The sequence below is a fragment of the Chitinophaga sp. CF418 genome, assembly GCF_900142925.1.
Classification (GTDB): Bacteria; Bacteroidota; Bacteroidia; order Chitinophagales; family Chitinophagaceae; genus Chitinophaga.
The window spans coordinates 704,629-720,757 of the sequence record NZ_FRCN01000001.1 but is presented as its reverse complement, the minus strand read 5'-3'; the positions used below and the strand labels follow the sequence as shown (position 1 = coordinate 720,757).

The 16,129-nt window shown below is 45.0% G+C and carries 16 protein-coding genes; 14 read left to right on the top strand and 2 right to left on the bottom strand.

Annotated features, from left to right (window positions below; all coding sequences use genetic code 11):
* The first annotated feature begins 13 nt into the window (after window positions 1–13).
* From purQ to F3I09_RS02955, 5 genes are all read left to right on the top strand, one after another.
* On the top strand, window positions 14–706 hold the full coding sequence (gene purQ, locus F3I09_RS02975; RefSeq protein WP_149693542.1) for a phosphoribosylformylglycinamidine synthase subunit PurQ: 693 nt from the start codon (window positions 14–16) through the stop codon (window positions 704–706).
* A 65-nt stretch (window positions 707–771) separates the two neighbouring features.
* Window positions 772–1,227, top strand: a complete 456-nt coding sequence (locus F3I09_RS02970; protein WP_149693541.1) for a protein-disulfide reductase DsbD domain-containing protein — start codon at window positions 772–774, stop codon at window positions 1,225–1,227.
* 115 nt (window positions 1,228–1,342) lie between these two features.
* The gene (locus F3I09_RS02965; protein WP_149693540.1) at window positions 1,343–3,322 is read left to right on the top strand and encodes a protein-disulfide reductase DsbD; all 1,980 of its coding nucleotides are present in this window, start codon (window positions 1,343–1,345) and stop codon (window positions 3,320–3,322) included.
* Between the two features lie 246 nt (window positions 3,323–3,568).
* Window positions 3,569–4,537, top strand: coding sequence for a hypothetical protein (locus F3I09_RS02960; protein WP_149693539.1), 969 nt, complete (start codon window positions 3,569–3,571; stop codon window positions 4,535–4,537).
* A gap of 21 nt (window positions 4,538–4,558) precedes the next feature.
* Window positions 4,559–4,807, top strand: coding sequence for a hypothetical protein (locus tag F3I09_RS02955; RefSeq protein ID WP_149693538.1), 249 nt, complete (start codon window positions 4,559–4,561; stop codon window positions 4,805–4,807).
* A 45-nt stretch (window positions 4,808–4,852) separates the two neighbouring features.
* On the opposite strand, the gene hisS is transcribed toward F3I09_RS02955, so the two are convergent.
* Together hisS and F3I09_RS02945 are read right to left on the bottom strand one after the other, a co-directional pair.
* The gene (gene hisS, locus F3I09_RS02950) at window positions 4,853–6,202 is read right to left on the bottom strand and encodes a histidine--tRNA ligase (RefSeq protein ID WP_149693537.1); all 1,350 of its coding nucleotides are present in this window, start codon (window positions 6,200–6,202) and stop codon (window positions 4,853–4,855) included.
* Window positions 6,203–6,231: 29 nt separating this feature from the next.
* Window positions 6,232–6,669: a low molecular weight protein-tyrosine-phosphatase gene (locus F3I09_RS02945; RefSeq protein ID WP_188133660.1), complete on the bottom strand. Its 438-nt coding sequence runs from the start codon at window positions 6,667–6,669 to the stop codon at window positions 6,232–6,234.
* A gap of 688 nt (window positions 6,670–7,357) precedes the next feature.
* Between F3I09_RS02945 and F3I09_RS02940 the strand changes: the two genes are divergently transcribed.
* The 9 genes from F3I09_RS02940 to F3I09_RS02900 all read left to right on the top strand — a co-directional run bounded on the left by F3I09_RS02940 (window position 7,358) and on the right by F3I09_RS02900 (window position 16,108).
* Window positions 7,358–8,281: a substrate-binding domain-containing protein gene (locus tag F3I09_RS02940; RefSeq protein ID WP_149693536.1), complete on the top strand. Its 924-nt coding sequence runs from the start codon at window positions 7,358–7,360 to the stop codon at window positions 8,279–8,281.
* 38 nt (window positions 8,282–8,319) lie between these two features.
* The gene (locus F3I09_RS02935; RefSeq protein ID WP_149693535.1) at window positions 8,320–10,038 is read left to right on the top strand and encodes a lipopolysaccharide assembly protein LapB; all 1,719 of its coding nucleotides are present in this window, start codon (window positions 8,320–8,322) and stop codon (window positions 10,036–10,038) included.
* A 160-nt stretch (window positions 10,039–10,198) separates the two neighbouring features.
* Window positions 10,199–10,591 carry an NADH-quinone oxidoreductase subunit A gene (locus F3I09_RS02930; RefSeq protein WP_149693534.1) on the top strand — a complete coding sequence of 131 codons (393 nt, stop codon included), beginning with the start codon at window positions 10,199–10,201 and terminating at the stop codon, window positions 10,589–10,591.
* 99 nt (window positions 10,592–10,690) lie between these two features.
* Complete coding sequence (locus tag F3I09_RS02925; RefSeq protein WP_106601512.1) at window positions 10,691–11,254, top strand: NADH-quinone oxidoreductase subunit B; 564 nt, start codon at window positions 10,691–10,693, stop codon at window positions 11,252–11,254.
* 63 nt (window positions 11,255–11,317) lie between these two features.
* A complete protein-coding gene (locus F3I09_RS02920; protein WP_149693533.1) occupies window positions 11,318–11,839 on the top strand; it encodes an NADH-quinone oxidoreductase subunit C in 522 nt (173 codons plus the stop codon).
* 18 nt (window positions 11,840–11,857) lie between these two features.
* Window positions 11,858–13,075 (top strand): NADH-quinone oxidoreductase subunit D, encoded by a 1,218-nt coding sequence (locus tag F3I09_RS02915; protein ID WP_149693532.1) that lies wholly within the window; start codon window positions 11,858–11,860, stop codon window positions 13,073–13,075.
* Window positions 13,076–13,099: 24 nt separating this feature from the next.
* Window positions 13,100–13,585, top strand: a complete 486-nt coding sequence (gene nuoE / locus F3I09_RS02910; protein WP_149693531.1) for an NADH-quinone oxidoreductase subunit NuoE — start codon at window positions 13,100–13,102, stop codon at window positions 13,583–13,585.
* Window positions 13,586–13,629: 44 nt separating this feature from the next.
* Window positions 13,630–14,994, top strand: coding sequence for an NADH-quinone oxidoreductase subunit NuoF (gene nuoF, locus F3I09_RS02905; protein ID WP_149693530.1), 1,365 nt, complete (start codon window positions 13,630–13,632; stop codon window positions 14,992–14,994).
* A 22-nt stretch (window positions 14,995–15,016) separates the two neighbouring features.
* Window positions 15,017–16,108, top strand: a complete 1,092-nt coding sequence (locus tag F3I09_RS02900) for a 2Fe-2S iron-sulfur cluster-binding protein (protein WP_149693529.1) — start codon at window positions 15,017–15,019, stop codon at window positions 16,106–16,108.
* Window positions 16,109–16,129 lie beyond the last annotated feature (21 nt).

Here is a 16,129-nt window from a genome sequence, read left to right as displayed (position 1 = left end):
CAACAAATTAAACATGAAATTTGGCGTTGTCACCTTTCCAGGCTCTAATTGCGATCATGACATGATCGATTCACTGCGTAACGATCTTGGACAGGAGGTAATAGAGCTATGGCATAAAGACTCTGACCTGAGCAAGTTCACTAAAGAAGACTGTATTGTACTGCCGGGTGGCTTTTCTTATGGAGATTACCTGCGTTGCGGCGCTATTGCCCGCTTTAGTCCCATGATGCAAAGTGTGATAGAGTTTGCCAATAAAGGTGGCCGTGTAATTGGGGTATGTAATGGTTTCCAGATCCTGTGTGAAGCTGGTCTGTTACCAGGCGCTTTGCTGCAGAACAGTCATCAGCAGTTTGTATGTAAGAATGTATACCTGAAAAGTGAAAATACATCCGCATCCCTGACCAAAGATGTAACCGGACGCGCATTGAAGATTCCGGTGGCACATGGTGAAGGCCGCTATTATGCAGATGATGCTACACTGGAAGGCCTGTTTGCCAACAACCAGGTACTTTTCCGTTACTGCGACGAGTTCGGCAATGTGGTAGATAACGCCAATCCAAATGGCGCACTGCGTAACATCGCCGGCATCTGTAATAAAGAGCGTAATGTATTCGGTATGATGCCTCACCCTGAGAGAGCTACCAGCTCAGTATTGGGTAATACTGATGGCCAGCTTATTTTTCAGAGCCTTATCAACAACAATTGATTCTCTGGTGGCATAAACCACCAATATTTAAAAATCGAGCCAACCAACCAGTTAAAAAATCTAGTATGAAAAAATTATTTACAGCAGTTTTGCTATTTGCGTTGCCGATACTGGCAAGTGCGCAGATAGAAAACCCGGTGAAATGGGATTTTACCGCTAAGAAGATCGACGCTTCTACCTATGAACTGCACATGACAGCTACCATAGATAGCAAATGGCACTTGTACGCACAGGAAGCAGGTGAAGGTCCGGTACCTACTACCTTCAAACTGACCAAAAATCCGTTGGTGGTACCGGTAGGTAAGATCCGTGAAGTAGGTAAACTGCATAAAGCATTCGATAAGAACTTTGATTCCGAACTGAAATACTACGAAAACCAGGTGAATTTCGTGCAGAAAGTAACCGTTAAAGGAAAGGCTGCTACCAAAGTAAAAGGTAGCGTAGAATTTATGGTGTGCGATGATCACCAGTGCCTGCCGCCGAAAGAAGTGGAATTCGCTATCAGCGTAGGAGGAAAATAAATCATTACTACGGATGAGCGTTCATCCAACAGGTAAATAAAATTTGGTAAACGAGTTCCCCGGGAACTCGTTTACTATTTAGAATGGTAATAAGTCTTTAAAGCCTATTATTTATATGAAGCAGTTGCTTACGTTCATTATCCTTATCACCGCAGTATTTGCTGTCAGGGCCCAGGAGAATCCTGCCCCCACAGCGGTTGCAAAATGGGAGTACACAGCGGAGAAAAAGGGTGAACATGAATATATATTACATCTGAAAGGTACTGTAGAGAAAGCTTGGAAGCTGTTTTCCACTACCATGAAAGATGATGAACCTAATACCCGTATAGTGGTTGACAGCGTAGCTACAGTTACCGGCATCACGGAAGAAGGAGAACTGAAAAAAGCACCTGAGCCGCTGTTCGATAATACAGAGATCAAATACTTCGAAAACCAGGTATCTCTCCTGGTGGCCGTAAAGCTGAATGGTTCTGTTACGAAACTGGAAGGTGCTGTCAACTATATGGCGCTGAAAGGTGACGAAGTGGTAGGACCGGAAGAAGTGAAATTCCGCTTCAATGTAGATGCAAACGGTAACCTGGTGAATGTAGCTGCTGGCTTGCAGGAATCAGCCGCCGGCGGACAAACCTTGAAGCGAGCCACCATCGACAAAGACCATCCTGTGAATAACTGCGGTGGGGAAGAGGGACCTGCCAGGAAAAGTCTCTGGGGATTGTTTATCCTGGGCGTGATCGGTGGTTTTATTGCTTTGCTGACGCCTTGTGTATTCCCAATGATCCCGCTGACAGTGTCTTTCTTCACTAAAAAGTCGCAGGATAAAAAGACAGGTGTGTTGAATGCGAGCCTCTATGGCTTCTTCATTTTCCTGATCTATGTATTGTTAAGTCTTCCTTTCCATTTCCTGGATTCACTGGATCCTGAGATCCTGAACAATATCTCTACCAACGTATGGTTAAACCTGATCTTCTTTGTGATCTTTATTGTGTTTGCCATTTCGTTCTTTGGTTATTTTGAAATTACCCTGCCAAGTGGGCTTGCCAGCAAAGTGGATGCAAAAACAAGCGTAGGTGGCATTATTGGTATTTTCTTCATGGCATTAACACTGGCACTGGTATCATTCTCCTGTACTGGCCCAATTCTGGGTTCGCTGCTGGCAGGTTCACTGTCAACCGATGGTGGCGCTATGCAGCTGACAGTGGGTATGGCTGGTTTCGGATTTGCGCTGGCATTGCCTTTTGCTTTGTTCGCCATGTTCCCGAACCTGCTGAAATCACTGCCTAAATCTGGCGGCTGGCTGACTTCTGTGAAAGTAGTATTAGGTTTCATTGAAGTAGCTATGGCAATTAAGTTCCTTTCCAATGCCGACCTGGTAACACACTGGGGATTGGTAAAACGTGAGGTCTTCTTTGCTGTGTGGATTATCTGTGGTTTCCTCATTGTACTGTATCTGTTGGGCAAGATCCGTTTCCCACACGATTCACCGCTGAAGAAGATCAGTCCTACCCGTTGGGTGCTGGCCTTGATCTTCCTTGCAATGACTTTGTACCTGCTACCGGGAGTAACGAATACCAAATATGCCAACCGCAGATTGATCAGCGGTTTCCCGCCACCATTGAGCTATAGCCTTTATAAAGAGGCTGCTAAAGGAGTTGAAGCGAATGTGGTGAATGACTATGATGCAGCGCTGAAACTGGCGAAAGAACAGAACAAACCGATCCTGATAGACTTCACGGGATGGGCTTGTGTGAACTGTCGTAAAATGGAAGAGAATGTATGGCCGGATAAGACAGTGAAGGCATTGATAGAAGAAGATTATATCCTGGTATCGCTGTATGTGGATGACAGGAAATTATTACCGGAAGATCAGCAGTTCCTCTTTACTACCAACACAGGTCGTAAAAAGGAGATCAAAACGATCGGTGATAAATATGCTACGATGCAGACGGAGAATTTTGTGAATAACTCACAGCCTTATTATGTGCTGATCAGCCCTGATGAGAAGCTGTTGACGAAGCCTGTTGGATACACTCCCCGTGCGAGTGAATATGCCAGCTGGTTGAAGTGTGGTCTGGAAGCATTTAAGAAGGGAAAGTAACAGATATAATACTGAAAGGAACGGCTGTCCGCTATAGGTGGACAGCCGTTTTTGTTTGCGGGAACTATCATTTAATCCATTGTGTACAACTGTAGATGTTTTTTGTTACATGCTATTTACAATATCGTGTTAACCATATGCCTATCAGTTTGTTGTGTGGAAAATAATTTGGATGGTTTGTGAGGTGTATATAAATTCGCGATTCGTGCTCTTGTAGAAACCATTGTTTCACCCAATCAAAAACCAATGACTTTTATTGCATCTGTAATTGCGAAGAAGGGCGTAGCAGTGATCGCCGATTCTTTGGCCACGTTTAGTGAGAATGTAGTGACTTATAAGCGCTTCATAGATTATTTAAAAGATAGGGGAAATGCGAACGCAGATGAGATTAGGATTAGCAGGAATGAGATAACGCATTTGTTTAAGAAAAGACCATCTCATACTAGAGACTACGCAGAAAAGCTTTTCCCGTTTGACAAGTATACTGCAATAACATTGGCGGGAGCTTCACAGATAGGAGATAAGACGATCGAATCCCTGATACATGAATTTGTCGCCATTAATGGGGAAGACGAAAATTATTATAGTAAAACGATCGCAACCAGGGTGAAGGATTTTTGCAGGTTTGTTGAAGGAAAGGTGAGGGCATGTATTGCAGCAAAGGGGGATATAGGTAAAAGTATATTGCTGGTTACCCACTACGAGCTAATAACTGAAAAGACAATCATATATAGAATAGTGATAGATGAGTCAATGGGGGAAAGCCTGGAGGGAGATGAATGGAAATATGTGAGTTATGAAAAAATACCCGAGGACCGTTACGTAGTAAGCGAAGGACAAAATCTTATAAGTAGAAGAATTTTAGGAGAAAAGAGCTATTCTTCCCTGGAAGTTGTTCCTCACATAATAAAGGAAATGGGAAAGGATTTCAATTTATCTCTGAAATCTATCCCTGTGGATTATGTTCAGCAACTTGCTGACAAAATTGATTTGAGACTGAAACATAAGAAAGTAGATTCGATAATGCAGGAGTCTTTATCAAAACTAAGCCTGCAGCAGGCCGTTAATATGGCTTATCTTTTTTTGAAAATGGAAATGACTTTTCAGACATATATGGAGAAAGTTCCAACTGTAGGCGGGTTGATAAAAATAGCAGTGATAGATAAACAGGGATTCAGGTATATAACCGGGCACAATATTTTAAAGCCATATTAGTTAACGTCAAAATTTATAATTATGATCATTTTTGTAGATGAAGAAGAAGAGAAAAAGAAAGAAGAGCAACTCAGAGAAAAGTGGAGAAGGGAAAGGATGGATAGGATTGCGAAGATTTGGCAGAAGATACTTGATGAAGAAAAAAAAGGTATTCACAAGACTTTAGAGGAACGTATGGAAGAGGATTATTGCAATAGCCTGGGAGTAGAAGATCAGTTCTTCTACAAGGAAGAGCGAAGAGTTCAGAAATTCCTTGAAGGACTTAAATAACAAAGGCCCGCAATTAGGCGGGCCTTTACTGTATTTTCAATTTCCTCAGAAATTATAATTCACTAAATCTGCCATTGCCACTTTCTCCTGTGTGCCCGTCACCATATTCTTAACACTCACCACTTGTTCCTGTACCTCACTCTCACCCATAATGATCACATAGGGGATATTCCGTTTATTCGCATATTTCATCTGCTTATCCATCTTGGATGCCTCGTGGAATAATTCGGAAGAAATACCCTTGTTACGCAATTGCATCAGCAGTTTGAAGGCAACGCCAGTCGTTTGCGCATCGAGGTTGAAGAAGAGTACTTGTGTACCCTGTTGCGCTGCAGCAGGGAATAGCTGCAGTTCTTCCAGTACATCATAGATACGGTCTACTCCGAAAGAAATACCTACGCCGGAAAGACCTGGCAGGCCAAACAGGCCGGTAAGGTCATCATAACGGCCACCGCCACCTATGCTACCCATTTTTACGGAAGCAGGTGCTTTTACTTCCACGATCATACCTGTATAATAGTTCAGGCCACGGGCCAGTGTTACGTCCAGGATAGGAGTGGTTTTGAAGGCATCCGGTTGGGTGTGCAGTACATAGGATAATTCCTCAACGCCTTTCAGACCGGTAGGAGAGTTCCTGAAGAGAGTGCTTAACTGTTGCAACTTTTCCTCATTGTTGCCCTCGATATTCAGGAAGTTTTCAATGATGGCAATTTCACCTAGAGCAAGTCCTCGTTCCTCTAATTCCTCTTTAACTTTCTCGATGCCGATCTTATCTAATTTGTCAATAGCCACAGTAATATCTGTCAGCAAGGCTGGTTGACCAATTATCTCAGCCAGTGCACTCAATATCTTACGATTATTGATACGAACTTCATACCCATCTAATTTCAGCCGGGTAAAAACAGTATCATATATGAGGAGCAGTTCAATTTCATTTAACAGAGAGTTACTACCTACAACATCCGCATCACATTGATAAAATTCACGATAACGGCCTTTTTGGGGTCTGTCAGCACGCCATACCGGCTGCATCTGATAGCGTTTGAAGGGAAGAGCCAGTTCATTCTGGTTCATTACCACATATCTTGCAAAAGGAATGGTGAGGTCATAACGCAGGGCCTTTTCACATAATAAAATGCTTAGTTCCCGGCTATCCTTTGCCTGTTGGGCGCGTCCCAGGATATCACCATTGTCCAGGATCTTGAATATCAGCTTATCACCTTCTTCACCATATTTACCAGTAAGTGTGTCCAGGTTCTCCATTGTAGGGGTTTCCAATGGCTGGAAGCCAAACAGTTCAAACGTTTCACGGATGGTCTGGAAAATGTATTGCCGTTTTCTTACCACTACCGGTCCGAAATCCCGGGTACCTTTTGGTATACTGGGTTTTATCATTATTGTTCAGTTATGCTTTATGAAGTAATTTATTTTTTTCCTGCCACGATCTTTTCACAAGCCTCGTAGATCATTTTATACACCGGTTCAAATAAGGCGTCATCATACCACGGATCGGGCACTGGTTGCTGATCATCCAGCAGCAGTTGCAATTTAGCTTTATCTTCGTCAGTTCTCGCTTTAAGAAGTATATCCCTGTAGTTATCCAGGTCCATGGCAAAAATGCGGTCAAACCGGTCAAAATCTGCAACCTGGAACTGCCTGCCCCGCAGGCCGGAAATGTCAATGCCGTAACGTTGGGCTACTTTCACTGACCGGCGGTCAGGAGGATCGCCTACATGCCAGTTGCCTGTGCCGGCAGAATCTACTTCCCAGTCCAGTCCCTGCTGCAGTGCAAGATGCCTTAATATTCCTTCTGCCAGGGGGGAACGGCAGATGTTCCCGAGGCATACCATCAGTATTTTCATAATTTCCGCAAACCTACAAGATTTTAACATTATTTTATGCTCCTGCTAAAATCCTCAGCTCGTGCATATTAGCCGTACTGGCTGCAAAATGGGACAACCGGTCGTTATGGAATCCTGATTTCTCCGCATCTATATGGTAAGAATGATTAATACTATACTTTCTTTTTAATGAGTATGTATTTTGGTGATTATGTACGACATAGCATTGAAAGTACCAGTATTTAACATGGTTTTAACAAGTTCTTATTTAATTAGATGTAGATTGAATATGAAAAAATGTGTGTATGCCGGACGATTATTAAAACCTGCCGTAGTGGCTGGTTTAGGGTGAAGGGGATAGGGCCGGAACCGCTTTTTTTTAACAATCCTCTAAAAGAACAGGTATTTATTTGGAAATATTTTTTTGTATACTTGTAATTCGCTAACAATGCTAATGCAACAAGAAAGATCTGGAAACACGCGGACTAAGGTAAATTATCGTTCGCTCGGGGAATTAATAAGGGGTGTATTTTTTCTGCTCTTGGGCCTATATGCAATCTTTGCGCAGAAATATAACCTGGGCCAGTTTCAGGTATCTCAGACTGTACTAAATATTTTTGGCGTCGTACTAATTGCGTATGGCCTTTTCCGTGTATATAGAGGAACGAGATACCTGTTTTATCAAAAGGATTAAATAAGAGACGAACATATGATGACCAGAATAATCAGGCGAAGCCAGATCGCTGTTATCTTGTTAGCTGTAGCAGCTCTACTGGCATCCTGCGGACGAGCCAACAAGTCCGCGGAAGAGCAAGATACGCCAACTGCAGGGACCATCAGAATAAGTGTGGATGAAACCTATCGCCCACTGATGGAAGCCGAAATTAAGGTTTTTGAATCCTTATATAAGAACGCGCATATCATTGCTGACTACAAGCCTGAAGCAGAGTGTTTTAAAGATCTGTTGGCTGACAGTTCAAGGCTGATCTTTGTAACAAGAGATTTCAGCAAAGAAGAACAGGCATACTTCAAGGAGTTGAAAATAAAGCCGCAAAGCCTGCTCCTTGCCTGGGATGGGGTAGCGCTGATTACTAACCGTAGTAATCCCGACAGCATCCTCACAATGGACCAGGTGCGGGAAATTATGGACGGGTCTGATTCCGCGCAGAAACACCAGATAGTTTTTGATAATCAGAATTCAAGTACGGTAAGATATGTCCGCGATTCAATCAACAAAGGGAAACCGTTGCCGCAGAACGTAATGGCTGCAAAAACCAATCCCGAAGTGGTTGATTATGTGGCTAAAATGAAGAATGCGATTGGCGTAATAGGAGTGAGCTGGATCTCAGATCCGAACGACTCAGCTTCTATAGAATTTACAAATAAAGTGCAAGTGGTCAAGGTGAGGGCAGATTATGGTTCGGAATTTGTAAAACCATATCAGGCATACATCGCTCTTGGTTCCTACCAGCTTAAACGTGGTTTGTTCTATTGCTTGAAGGAACCATATTCAGGATTGGGATCAGGGTTCGCCACTTTCCTGGGGAGTTATGAAGGACAGATGATTATTGCGAAATTCAGACTGTTCCCTGCGAGATTGAATGTAGTATTCAGGGAAGCGAACATTAAGTAGAAAAACTAACACAACTAAAATTAAAAACCGGATTGCTCATGAACAGACGGAAAAGTTTAATTGTTGCATTGCTGTGCGTCGCGAACGGCGCGATGGCCCAATCTGTAGAAGATGGATTGAAAGACCTGTATTATGGCAAGTATGAAACAGCCAAAGGAAACCTGGAAAAAGCAATAGCTGCCAAGCCAACTGATGACAGAGGTTATTACTACCTGGGTATCGCGCAGCTGGGCCTGCACGATGACGCCGGTGCCGCTGCAACTTTTCAGAAAGGATTACAGGCTGTACCTACTTCACCTTTATTGCAGGCAGGCCTTGGCCGTATCGATCTGCTGAAAGGTGACGCTGCTGCCGCAAAACAGAAATTTGAAGCAGCCAGCACTGCTGCTGAAGGACGTAATGGCGATGTTGCACGCGCTATTGCAGATGCCAACACTGAAATAAAAGGTGGTGACCGCGGTTATGCACTGTCAGTAATGGAAAAATTGCTGAACAATGAAGGCCGTAAAAAGAAAGAAGTATATACTGCGAAAGCTGCAGATTATATAGAATTAGGTGACGCTTACCGCCTCCTGGGTGGTGAGAATGGTGGTAAAGCCATCACTTCTTACGACAAGGCGCTGGAAATGGAACCTAACAACGCTGAAGCTGTAATGAAACAGGGTCTGGTAAACTACAACGCTAAACTGTTGCAGGATGCCGTGAACGATTGGACAAAAGCTACCAATCTGGATCCTAACTACGCACCGGCTTACTATGAACTGTACCAGTTCTATATCACTCCAACCAAAGCTCAGCTGTCACTCGAAAATGCAGCTAAATACCTGGAGAAATATATGGAAGTAATCGGTTCAGGTGCCGGTAAACTGGAAAACGAATACAACCTGGCAGCTATCTCTTTCTATAGGAAAGACTATGATGCCGCTATCAATAAAGCTAAAGCTGTATTACCGCAGACAACTGAAGGTAATAAAGGTAAATTCGTGCGCCTGCTGACAGATGCTTATCTGCAGAAAGGTGATACCACTACCGGTAAACAAGTGATCGAAGAGTACGCCAAATCCGTTGGAGATGCTAAACTGCAGGCTAACGACTACAAACTGCTGAGCGCTATCTACCAGCAGCATGTAAAGGATTCTGCACAGGAAGCGGTGAACGATTCACTGGCAGGTCTGTACCTGGAGAAATATGCACTGGCCGATACCGCAAAAGATGTTGAAAAATACAGAGCCGTAGCAGACAACTTTAAAGCAATGCACGACTTTAAACGTTCAGCACAATGGTATGGTAAACTGGTGAGTGAATTTACCGATGAGCAGAACACCGGTAAAGTACAGGATATGTTCTTCAAAGGTACCATGGAAATCTACGCACGTGAATATGATGCGGCAGATTCAACCTGGGGCGCTTTCGCAGCTAAATATCCAAACAACGAAGCTTTAGGTATCTACTGGAGAGGCCGTGCCAACATGGCAAAAGACCCAGAAGCCAAACTGGGTGCGGCAATTCCATACTTCCAGAAATTCTTTGAGATCAAGGGTGACGAGAAGATGAACAAACCATCTCAGCTGATGTTCCCTTATCAGTATATGATGATCTACTACTATAATAAGGACGATCAGGCAAATATGAAGATCTGGATGGATAAAGTACTGGCTATCGATCCAAACAACGCTACGGTAAAAGCGATCCAGGAAAACCAGGAAAACAAGACCAAAGCGGCAGCTGTTAAACCAGCTCAGGGTAACAAAAGATAATCGGTTTAAAATTATAGGAAAGCCTCCTGTCGCCTGACAGGAGGCTTTTTTATTGCCGGTTGGTGAAAAAAGATAATATTTTAATCCTTCATAAGATTTGATTTTTACATTAGTTAGCCTATTTTTGCTCATTCGGAGAACGATTTATACAGGGAAGCTTATGTTTACAGACACAGAATTATTGTCAGCAACTACTCCTTTCAGCTATTTTCCCATTGTTTTGCAGCTAGTAGCGGCATTGGGCTTCGTTGGTATTACCATGCTCGCCACGCATTTTTTGGGGCCAAAACGTAAAACCAGCGACAAACTTGCTACCTTTGAAAGTGGTATTGAACAAAAAGGTAATGCACGCCAGCCAGTAGCCATTAAGTACTTCCTAACCGCCATATTGTTCGTGCTTTTTGACGTAGAAGTGATCTTCTTTTATCCTTATGCGGTGAATTTCAGAGAATTAGGCTGGGATGGCTTTATGGCCATGTTACTGTTTGTGGCGTTCTTTATGGGCGGCTTCTTCTACATCCTGAAGAAGGGAGCGCTGAAATGGGAAGACTGATACAAATATAGAATATTAGCAGAAGGGTTGCCGGTGGCTGGCAATCCCGTGTGCGTTTAGGTCAAATCTGATTGTGAAAATTTTTAAATCTGACATGGTATGGCACGTCCGGTCCAGTATAATGAAAAAGTGAAGAGTGTGGAAGTACCCGAAGGGTATGCAGGGGAAGGTTTTTTTGCTACAACATTTGACCAGGTAATTGGTCTGGCACGTAAGAACTCCATCTGGCCTTTACCTTTCGCTACCTCCTGTTGTGGTATCGAATTTATGGCAACCATGGCCTCTACCTATGATATGGCCCGTTTCGGTTCTGAAAGGATGGCCTTCACTCCCCGCCAGTGTGACCTATTGATGGTAATGGGTACAATTTCCAAGAAAATGGGCCCGGTATTACGCCAGGTATACCTGCAAATGGCTGAACCCCGCTGGGTAGTGGCTGTAGGCGCCTGTGCGTGCAGCGGTGGTGTATTTGATACTTACTCCGTATTGCAGGGTATAGACCAGGTTATTCCGGTGGATGTATATGTTCCCGGTTGCCCTCCACGCCCTGAAGCGATCATAGACGGTTTTATGCGTGTACAGGACCTGGTGGGACAGGAAAGTCTGCGCCGCCGTAACAGTGATAAATACAAGGAATTATTGAACTCTTACGGTATAGAGTAGTCTACCAGAGGAAAGAAGAATCATATCCGAAAAGTCAATCTGAAATAGAAAATTGAAATCGTAATGTCTTTGACAAGCGACTATATAAAGCAAAGGTTAGCAGAAAAGTTTGGGGAATCAATCAGCCAGGTGGAAGAATCCTTTGGGATGTTATCATTTGCAGCCCCGAAAGACCTGAACCTGAAAGTAATGCAGTTCCTGTACGATGATGAGGAACTGCAATTTCGTTTTTTAACGGACCTCACTGCCGTACACTATCCCAACAGAACAGGGGAGGAGCTTGCAGTAGTATATCACCTGTACAATTTCAAGGAAAGGGTGAGACTGCGCTTCAAAGTATACACCAGCATTGAGGATACACGCGTATTCACAGCTACCAGGCTGTTTGAATCAGCCAACTGGATGGAAAGGGAAACATACGACTTCTTCGGCGTGAACTTCGTAGGACACCCGAACCTGAAACGTATCCTGAACGTGGACGAAATGACTTATTTCCCCATGCGTAAGGAATTTCCGCTGGAAGATCAGACCCGTACCGATAAAGATGATGAAATGTTCGGCCGCGGCGGGCATATTGGCATTTAATAAATTATTCGTTTGAACATGTCAGAGCAGCAACATATCACATTGCCGGAAGGCTCCATAGAAAGGCAAACACAAACCCTTAACCTGGGACCTACCCACCCCGCTACGCACGGGGTATTCCAGAATATCCTGGAAATAGACGGTGAGCGTATCGTGAGTTCGGAATCTACGGTGGGGTATATTCACCGTGCATTTGAGAAGATCGCAGAAAGACGTCCTTACTACCAGATCACTCCTTTAACAGACCGTCTGAACTATTGTTCATCTCCTATCAATAATATGGGATGGCACTTGACCGTAGAGAAACTGCTGGGTATTCAAACCCCCAAGCGTGTTGACTACCTCCGTGTGATCATTATGGAACTGGCCCGTATTACCGATCACCTGATCTGTAACGGTGTGGTAGGTGTGGATAGCGGCGCCTTCTCCGGCTTCCTCTATCTCATGAAATACCGTGAGCTGGCATATGAAATCTATGAGGAAATATGCGGTTCCCGTCTGACAACCAATATTGGCCGTGTGGGTGGTTTTGAAAGAAACTTTACCCCGGCGGCTTTTGAGAAAATAGAACGTTTCCTGAAAGAATATCCGGCGGCCCTCAAGGAGTTCGAAACCCTGATGAACCGTAACCGTATCTTCATGGAAAGGACGCAGGGTGTAGGCCCTATCAGCGCGGAAAGAGCCATGAACTACGGCTTTACCGGTCCTAACCTGCGTGCTGCAGGTGTGGATTACGATGTACGTGTGGCCCAGCCATATTCCTCTTACGAAGATTTCGACTTTACAATACCAGTAGGTACTACCGGCGACTGTTACGACCGTTTCCTGGTGCGTAATGCTGAAATGTGGGAAAGCCTGAGCATTATCCGTCAGGCGATGGATAAGCTGAAAGACCTGCCTTCAGATGTATACCACGCAGATATACCGGCGTACTACCTGCCTGAAAAGAGCGCGGTATACACCAAAATGGAAGCACTTATCTACCACTTCAAGATCATCATGGGGGAATCTGATATCCTGCCTGGCGAATTGTACAATCCTGTAGAAGGTGGCAATGGCGAACTGGGATTCTATCTCATCAGCGATGGAGGCCGTAGCCCTTACAGGCTGCACTTCCGCCGCCCATGTTTCATATATTACCAGGCTTATGCAGAACTGATCAAAGGCGCAATGCTGAGTGATGCCGTTATCTGTATGAGTAGCCTGAATCTGATAGCAGGTGAACTGGATGCTTAATTATTAATTTTTTCTTTCATAGTTATGTTTTCTGAAGAGAAACTGAATAAGGTAAAAGAGATCATCGCCCGTTACCCGGCCGGGAAACAGAAGAGCGCCCTGATTCCGGTGCTACATCTGGCACAGGAAGAGTTTGGCGGATGGCTGAGCGCGGAGACCATGGATTACGTGGCTTCCCTGCTGCAGATCAAACCGATCGAAGTGTACGAGGTGGCTACCTTTTACTCGATGTTTAACCTGAAGCCTGTAGGTAAATACGTATTTGAAGTATGCCAGACAGGCCCTTGCATGCTGCTTGGCTCAGACAACATCATTGACTATATCAAAAAGAAACTGGACATCGGTGTGGGTGAAACCACCAAAGATGGACTGTTCACCCTCAAAACAGTAGAATGCCTCGGCGCCTGCGGATACGCTCCGATGATGCAGCTGGGCAAACACTACCGTGAGCACCTCACCCCTGAAAAGGTAGATGCTATCATTGAGGAATGCAGGGTTAAAGCAAATTAAAACTTTGAATGACCGGAATACGGTCTACAATCATAAAAAGTAAGATGGGACGCAAACTACTTTTTGACAAAGCGCACATAGAAGGCATCCGGTACTACGATGTATACCGGGCCAACGGAGGTTATGGATCGGCAGAAAAAGCGCTTAAAAGCATGACACCTGACCAGGTGCTGGACGAAGTAAAGAAGAGCGGTCTGAGAGGTCGTGGTGGCGCCGGTTTCCCTACCGGTATGAAATGGAGCTTCATCGCAAAACCAGAGGGTGTACCCCGCTACCTGGTGTGCAATGCGGATGAATCTGAACCAGGTACATTCAAAGACCGTTACCTGATGGAATTTATTCCTCACCTGCTCATAGAAGGCCTGCTCATCTCCAGCTATACGTTGGGTTGTAACAGCTGCTATATCTATATCCGTGGTGAGTATGCCTGGATCCCGGACATCCTGGAACAGGCTATTGCAGAAGCAAAGAAAAATGGCTGGCTGGGTAAGAATATCCAGGGTACCGGCTTCGATCTCGAAATATATGTACAACGTGGCGCCGGAGCTTATATCTGTGGTGAGGAAACTGCCCTGATAGAATCCCTGGAAGGTAAACGTGGTAACCCACGTATCAAACCGCCATTCCCGGCTGTAAAAGGTCTGTGGGATTGCCCGACCGTGGTAAACAACGTGGAAACACTGGCTGCGGTAGTGCCTATCCTGCGCATCGGTGGTGATGAATATTCAAAATATGGTCTTGGTAAATCTACCGGTACCAAACTGATCTCTGCCTGTGGTAATATCAACAAACCCGGAGTGTATGAGATCGAGATGAATATCTCTGTAGAAGAGTTTATCTACTCTGACGAATACTGTGGTGGTATTGCCAATGGCAAACGCCTGAAAGCATGTATCCCCGGTGGTTCTTCCGTACCTATCCTGCCGGCTAACCTGCTGCTGAAAACAGCAAAAGGTGAGCAGCGTATGATGACGTACGAAAGTCTTGCAGACGGTGGTTTCGCTACAGGTACTATGCTGGGTTCCGGTGGTTTCATCGTATTGGACGAAGACCAGTGTATTGTGAAGAACACCCTGACATTCGCCCGTTTCTATCACCATGAGAGCTGCGGACAGTGCAGCCCATGTCGTGAAGGTACCGGCTGGATGAAGCGTGTACTGCAGAATATCGAGAATGGTAAAGGCAAAATGAGTGATATAGATCTGCTGTGGGATATCCAGCGTAAAATAGAAGGTAACACTATCTGCCCGCTGGGCGATGCTGCTGCCTGGCCGGTAGCTGCTGCCATCCGTCACTTCCGTGATGAGTTTGAATGGCATGTGCTGCATCCTGACGAGGCTACCAAACGTAACTACGGATTGGCACATTACGCAGATCCACTGGAAATAGCTGCTCCTGCTGCTGTATAAGAATCAATTTAAGCGATGCAAAATGGCTGAAGAAAAGAAACTCTTTAAGGTTAAGATCGATAATATCTCCGTGGAAGTGGAGCCGGGTACTTCTATCCTGAATGCTGCCCGTAAAATTGGTGGAGATATCGTGCCGCCTGCAATGTGTTACTACTCCAAACTGCAGGGTAGCGGTGGTAAATGCCGTACCTGCCTGGTGAAAGTAACCAAAGGATCAGAAGCTGATCCCCGCCCTATGCCTAAACTGGTGGCCAGCTGCCGTACCAACGTAATGGATGGTATGGAAGTGGCCAATATCACCTCTCCTGAAGTGCAGGAAGCACGTAAGGGGGTAGTGGAATTCCTGTTGCTGAACCACCCGCTGGATTGCCCGGTATGCGACCAGGCTGGTGAATGTCATCTGCAGGACCTTAGCTATGAGCACGGTGCAGAGACCACACGCTACGAATTCAAACGCCGTACCTTCGACAGGATCGATATCGGCGATAAGATACAGTTACACATGACCCGTTGCATCCTTTGCTACCGTTGTGTGTTCACCGCTGATCAGCTGACTGAAAAGCGTGAGCATGGCGTACTGGGACGTGGAGAAGCTGCGGAGATCGGTACTTATATTCAACAGTCCCTGGACAACAACTTTATCGGTAATGTGATAGATGTTTGTCCTGTAGGTGCACTGACAGATAAAACCTTCCGCTTTAAGAACCGTGTATGGTTCCTGAAAGCGGTAGATGCGCACCGCCAGTGTGAAGATCCGAAATGCTGTGGCAAGACGGTTCTCTGGATGCGTGGTGATGAGGTATTCCGCGTAACTGCCCGTAAGGATAAATATGGTGAAGTGGAAGACTGGATCTGCGATACCTGCCGCTTTGATAAGAAAGATGTGAAAGACTGGGTGATAGAAGGTCCGCGCAATATAGATCGTCATAGCGTTATTTCTCAGGGTCACTATGTGGGAGTTCACAAACCGAAAGATACGCTCGTAGAGGTACTGGATGGCCGTCAGCCTAAACTGCTGCTGGATATTCACTCAATCAGCCAGGTGAACAGACCGGATATCGATCTGTCTCAGATAGACGGACCGGCGCATTCAGATGACTTTAACAAGCAATAATTCACTCTTTATTCGTAATTG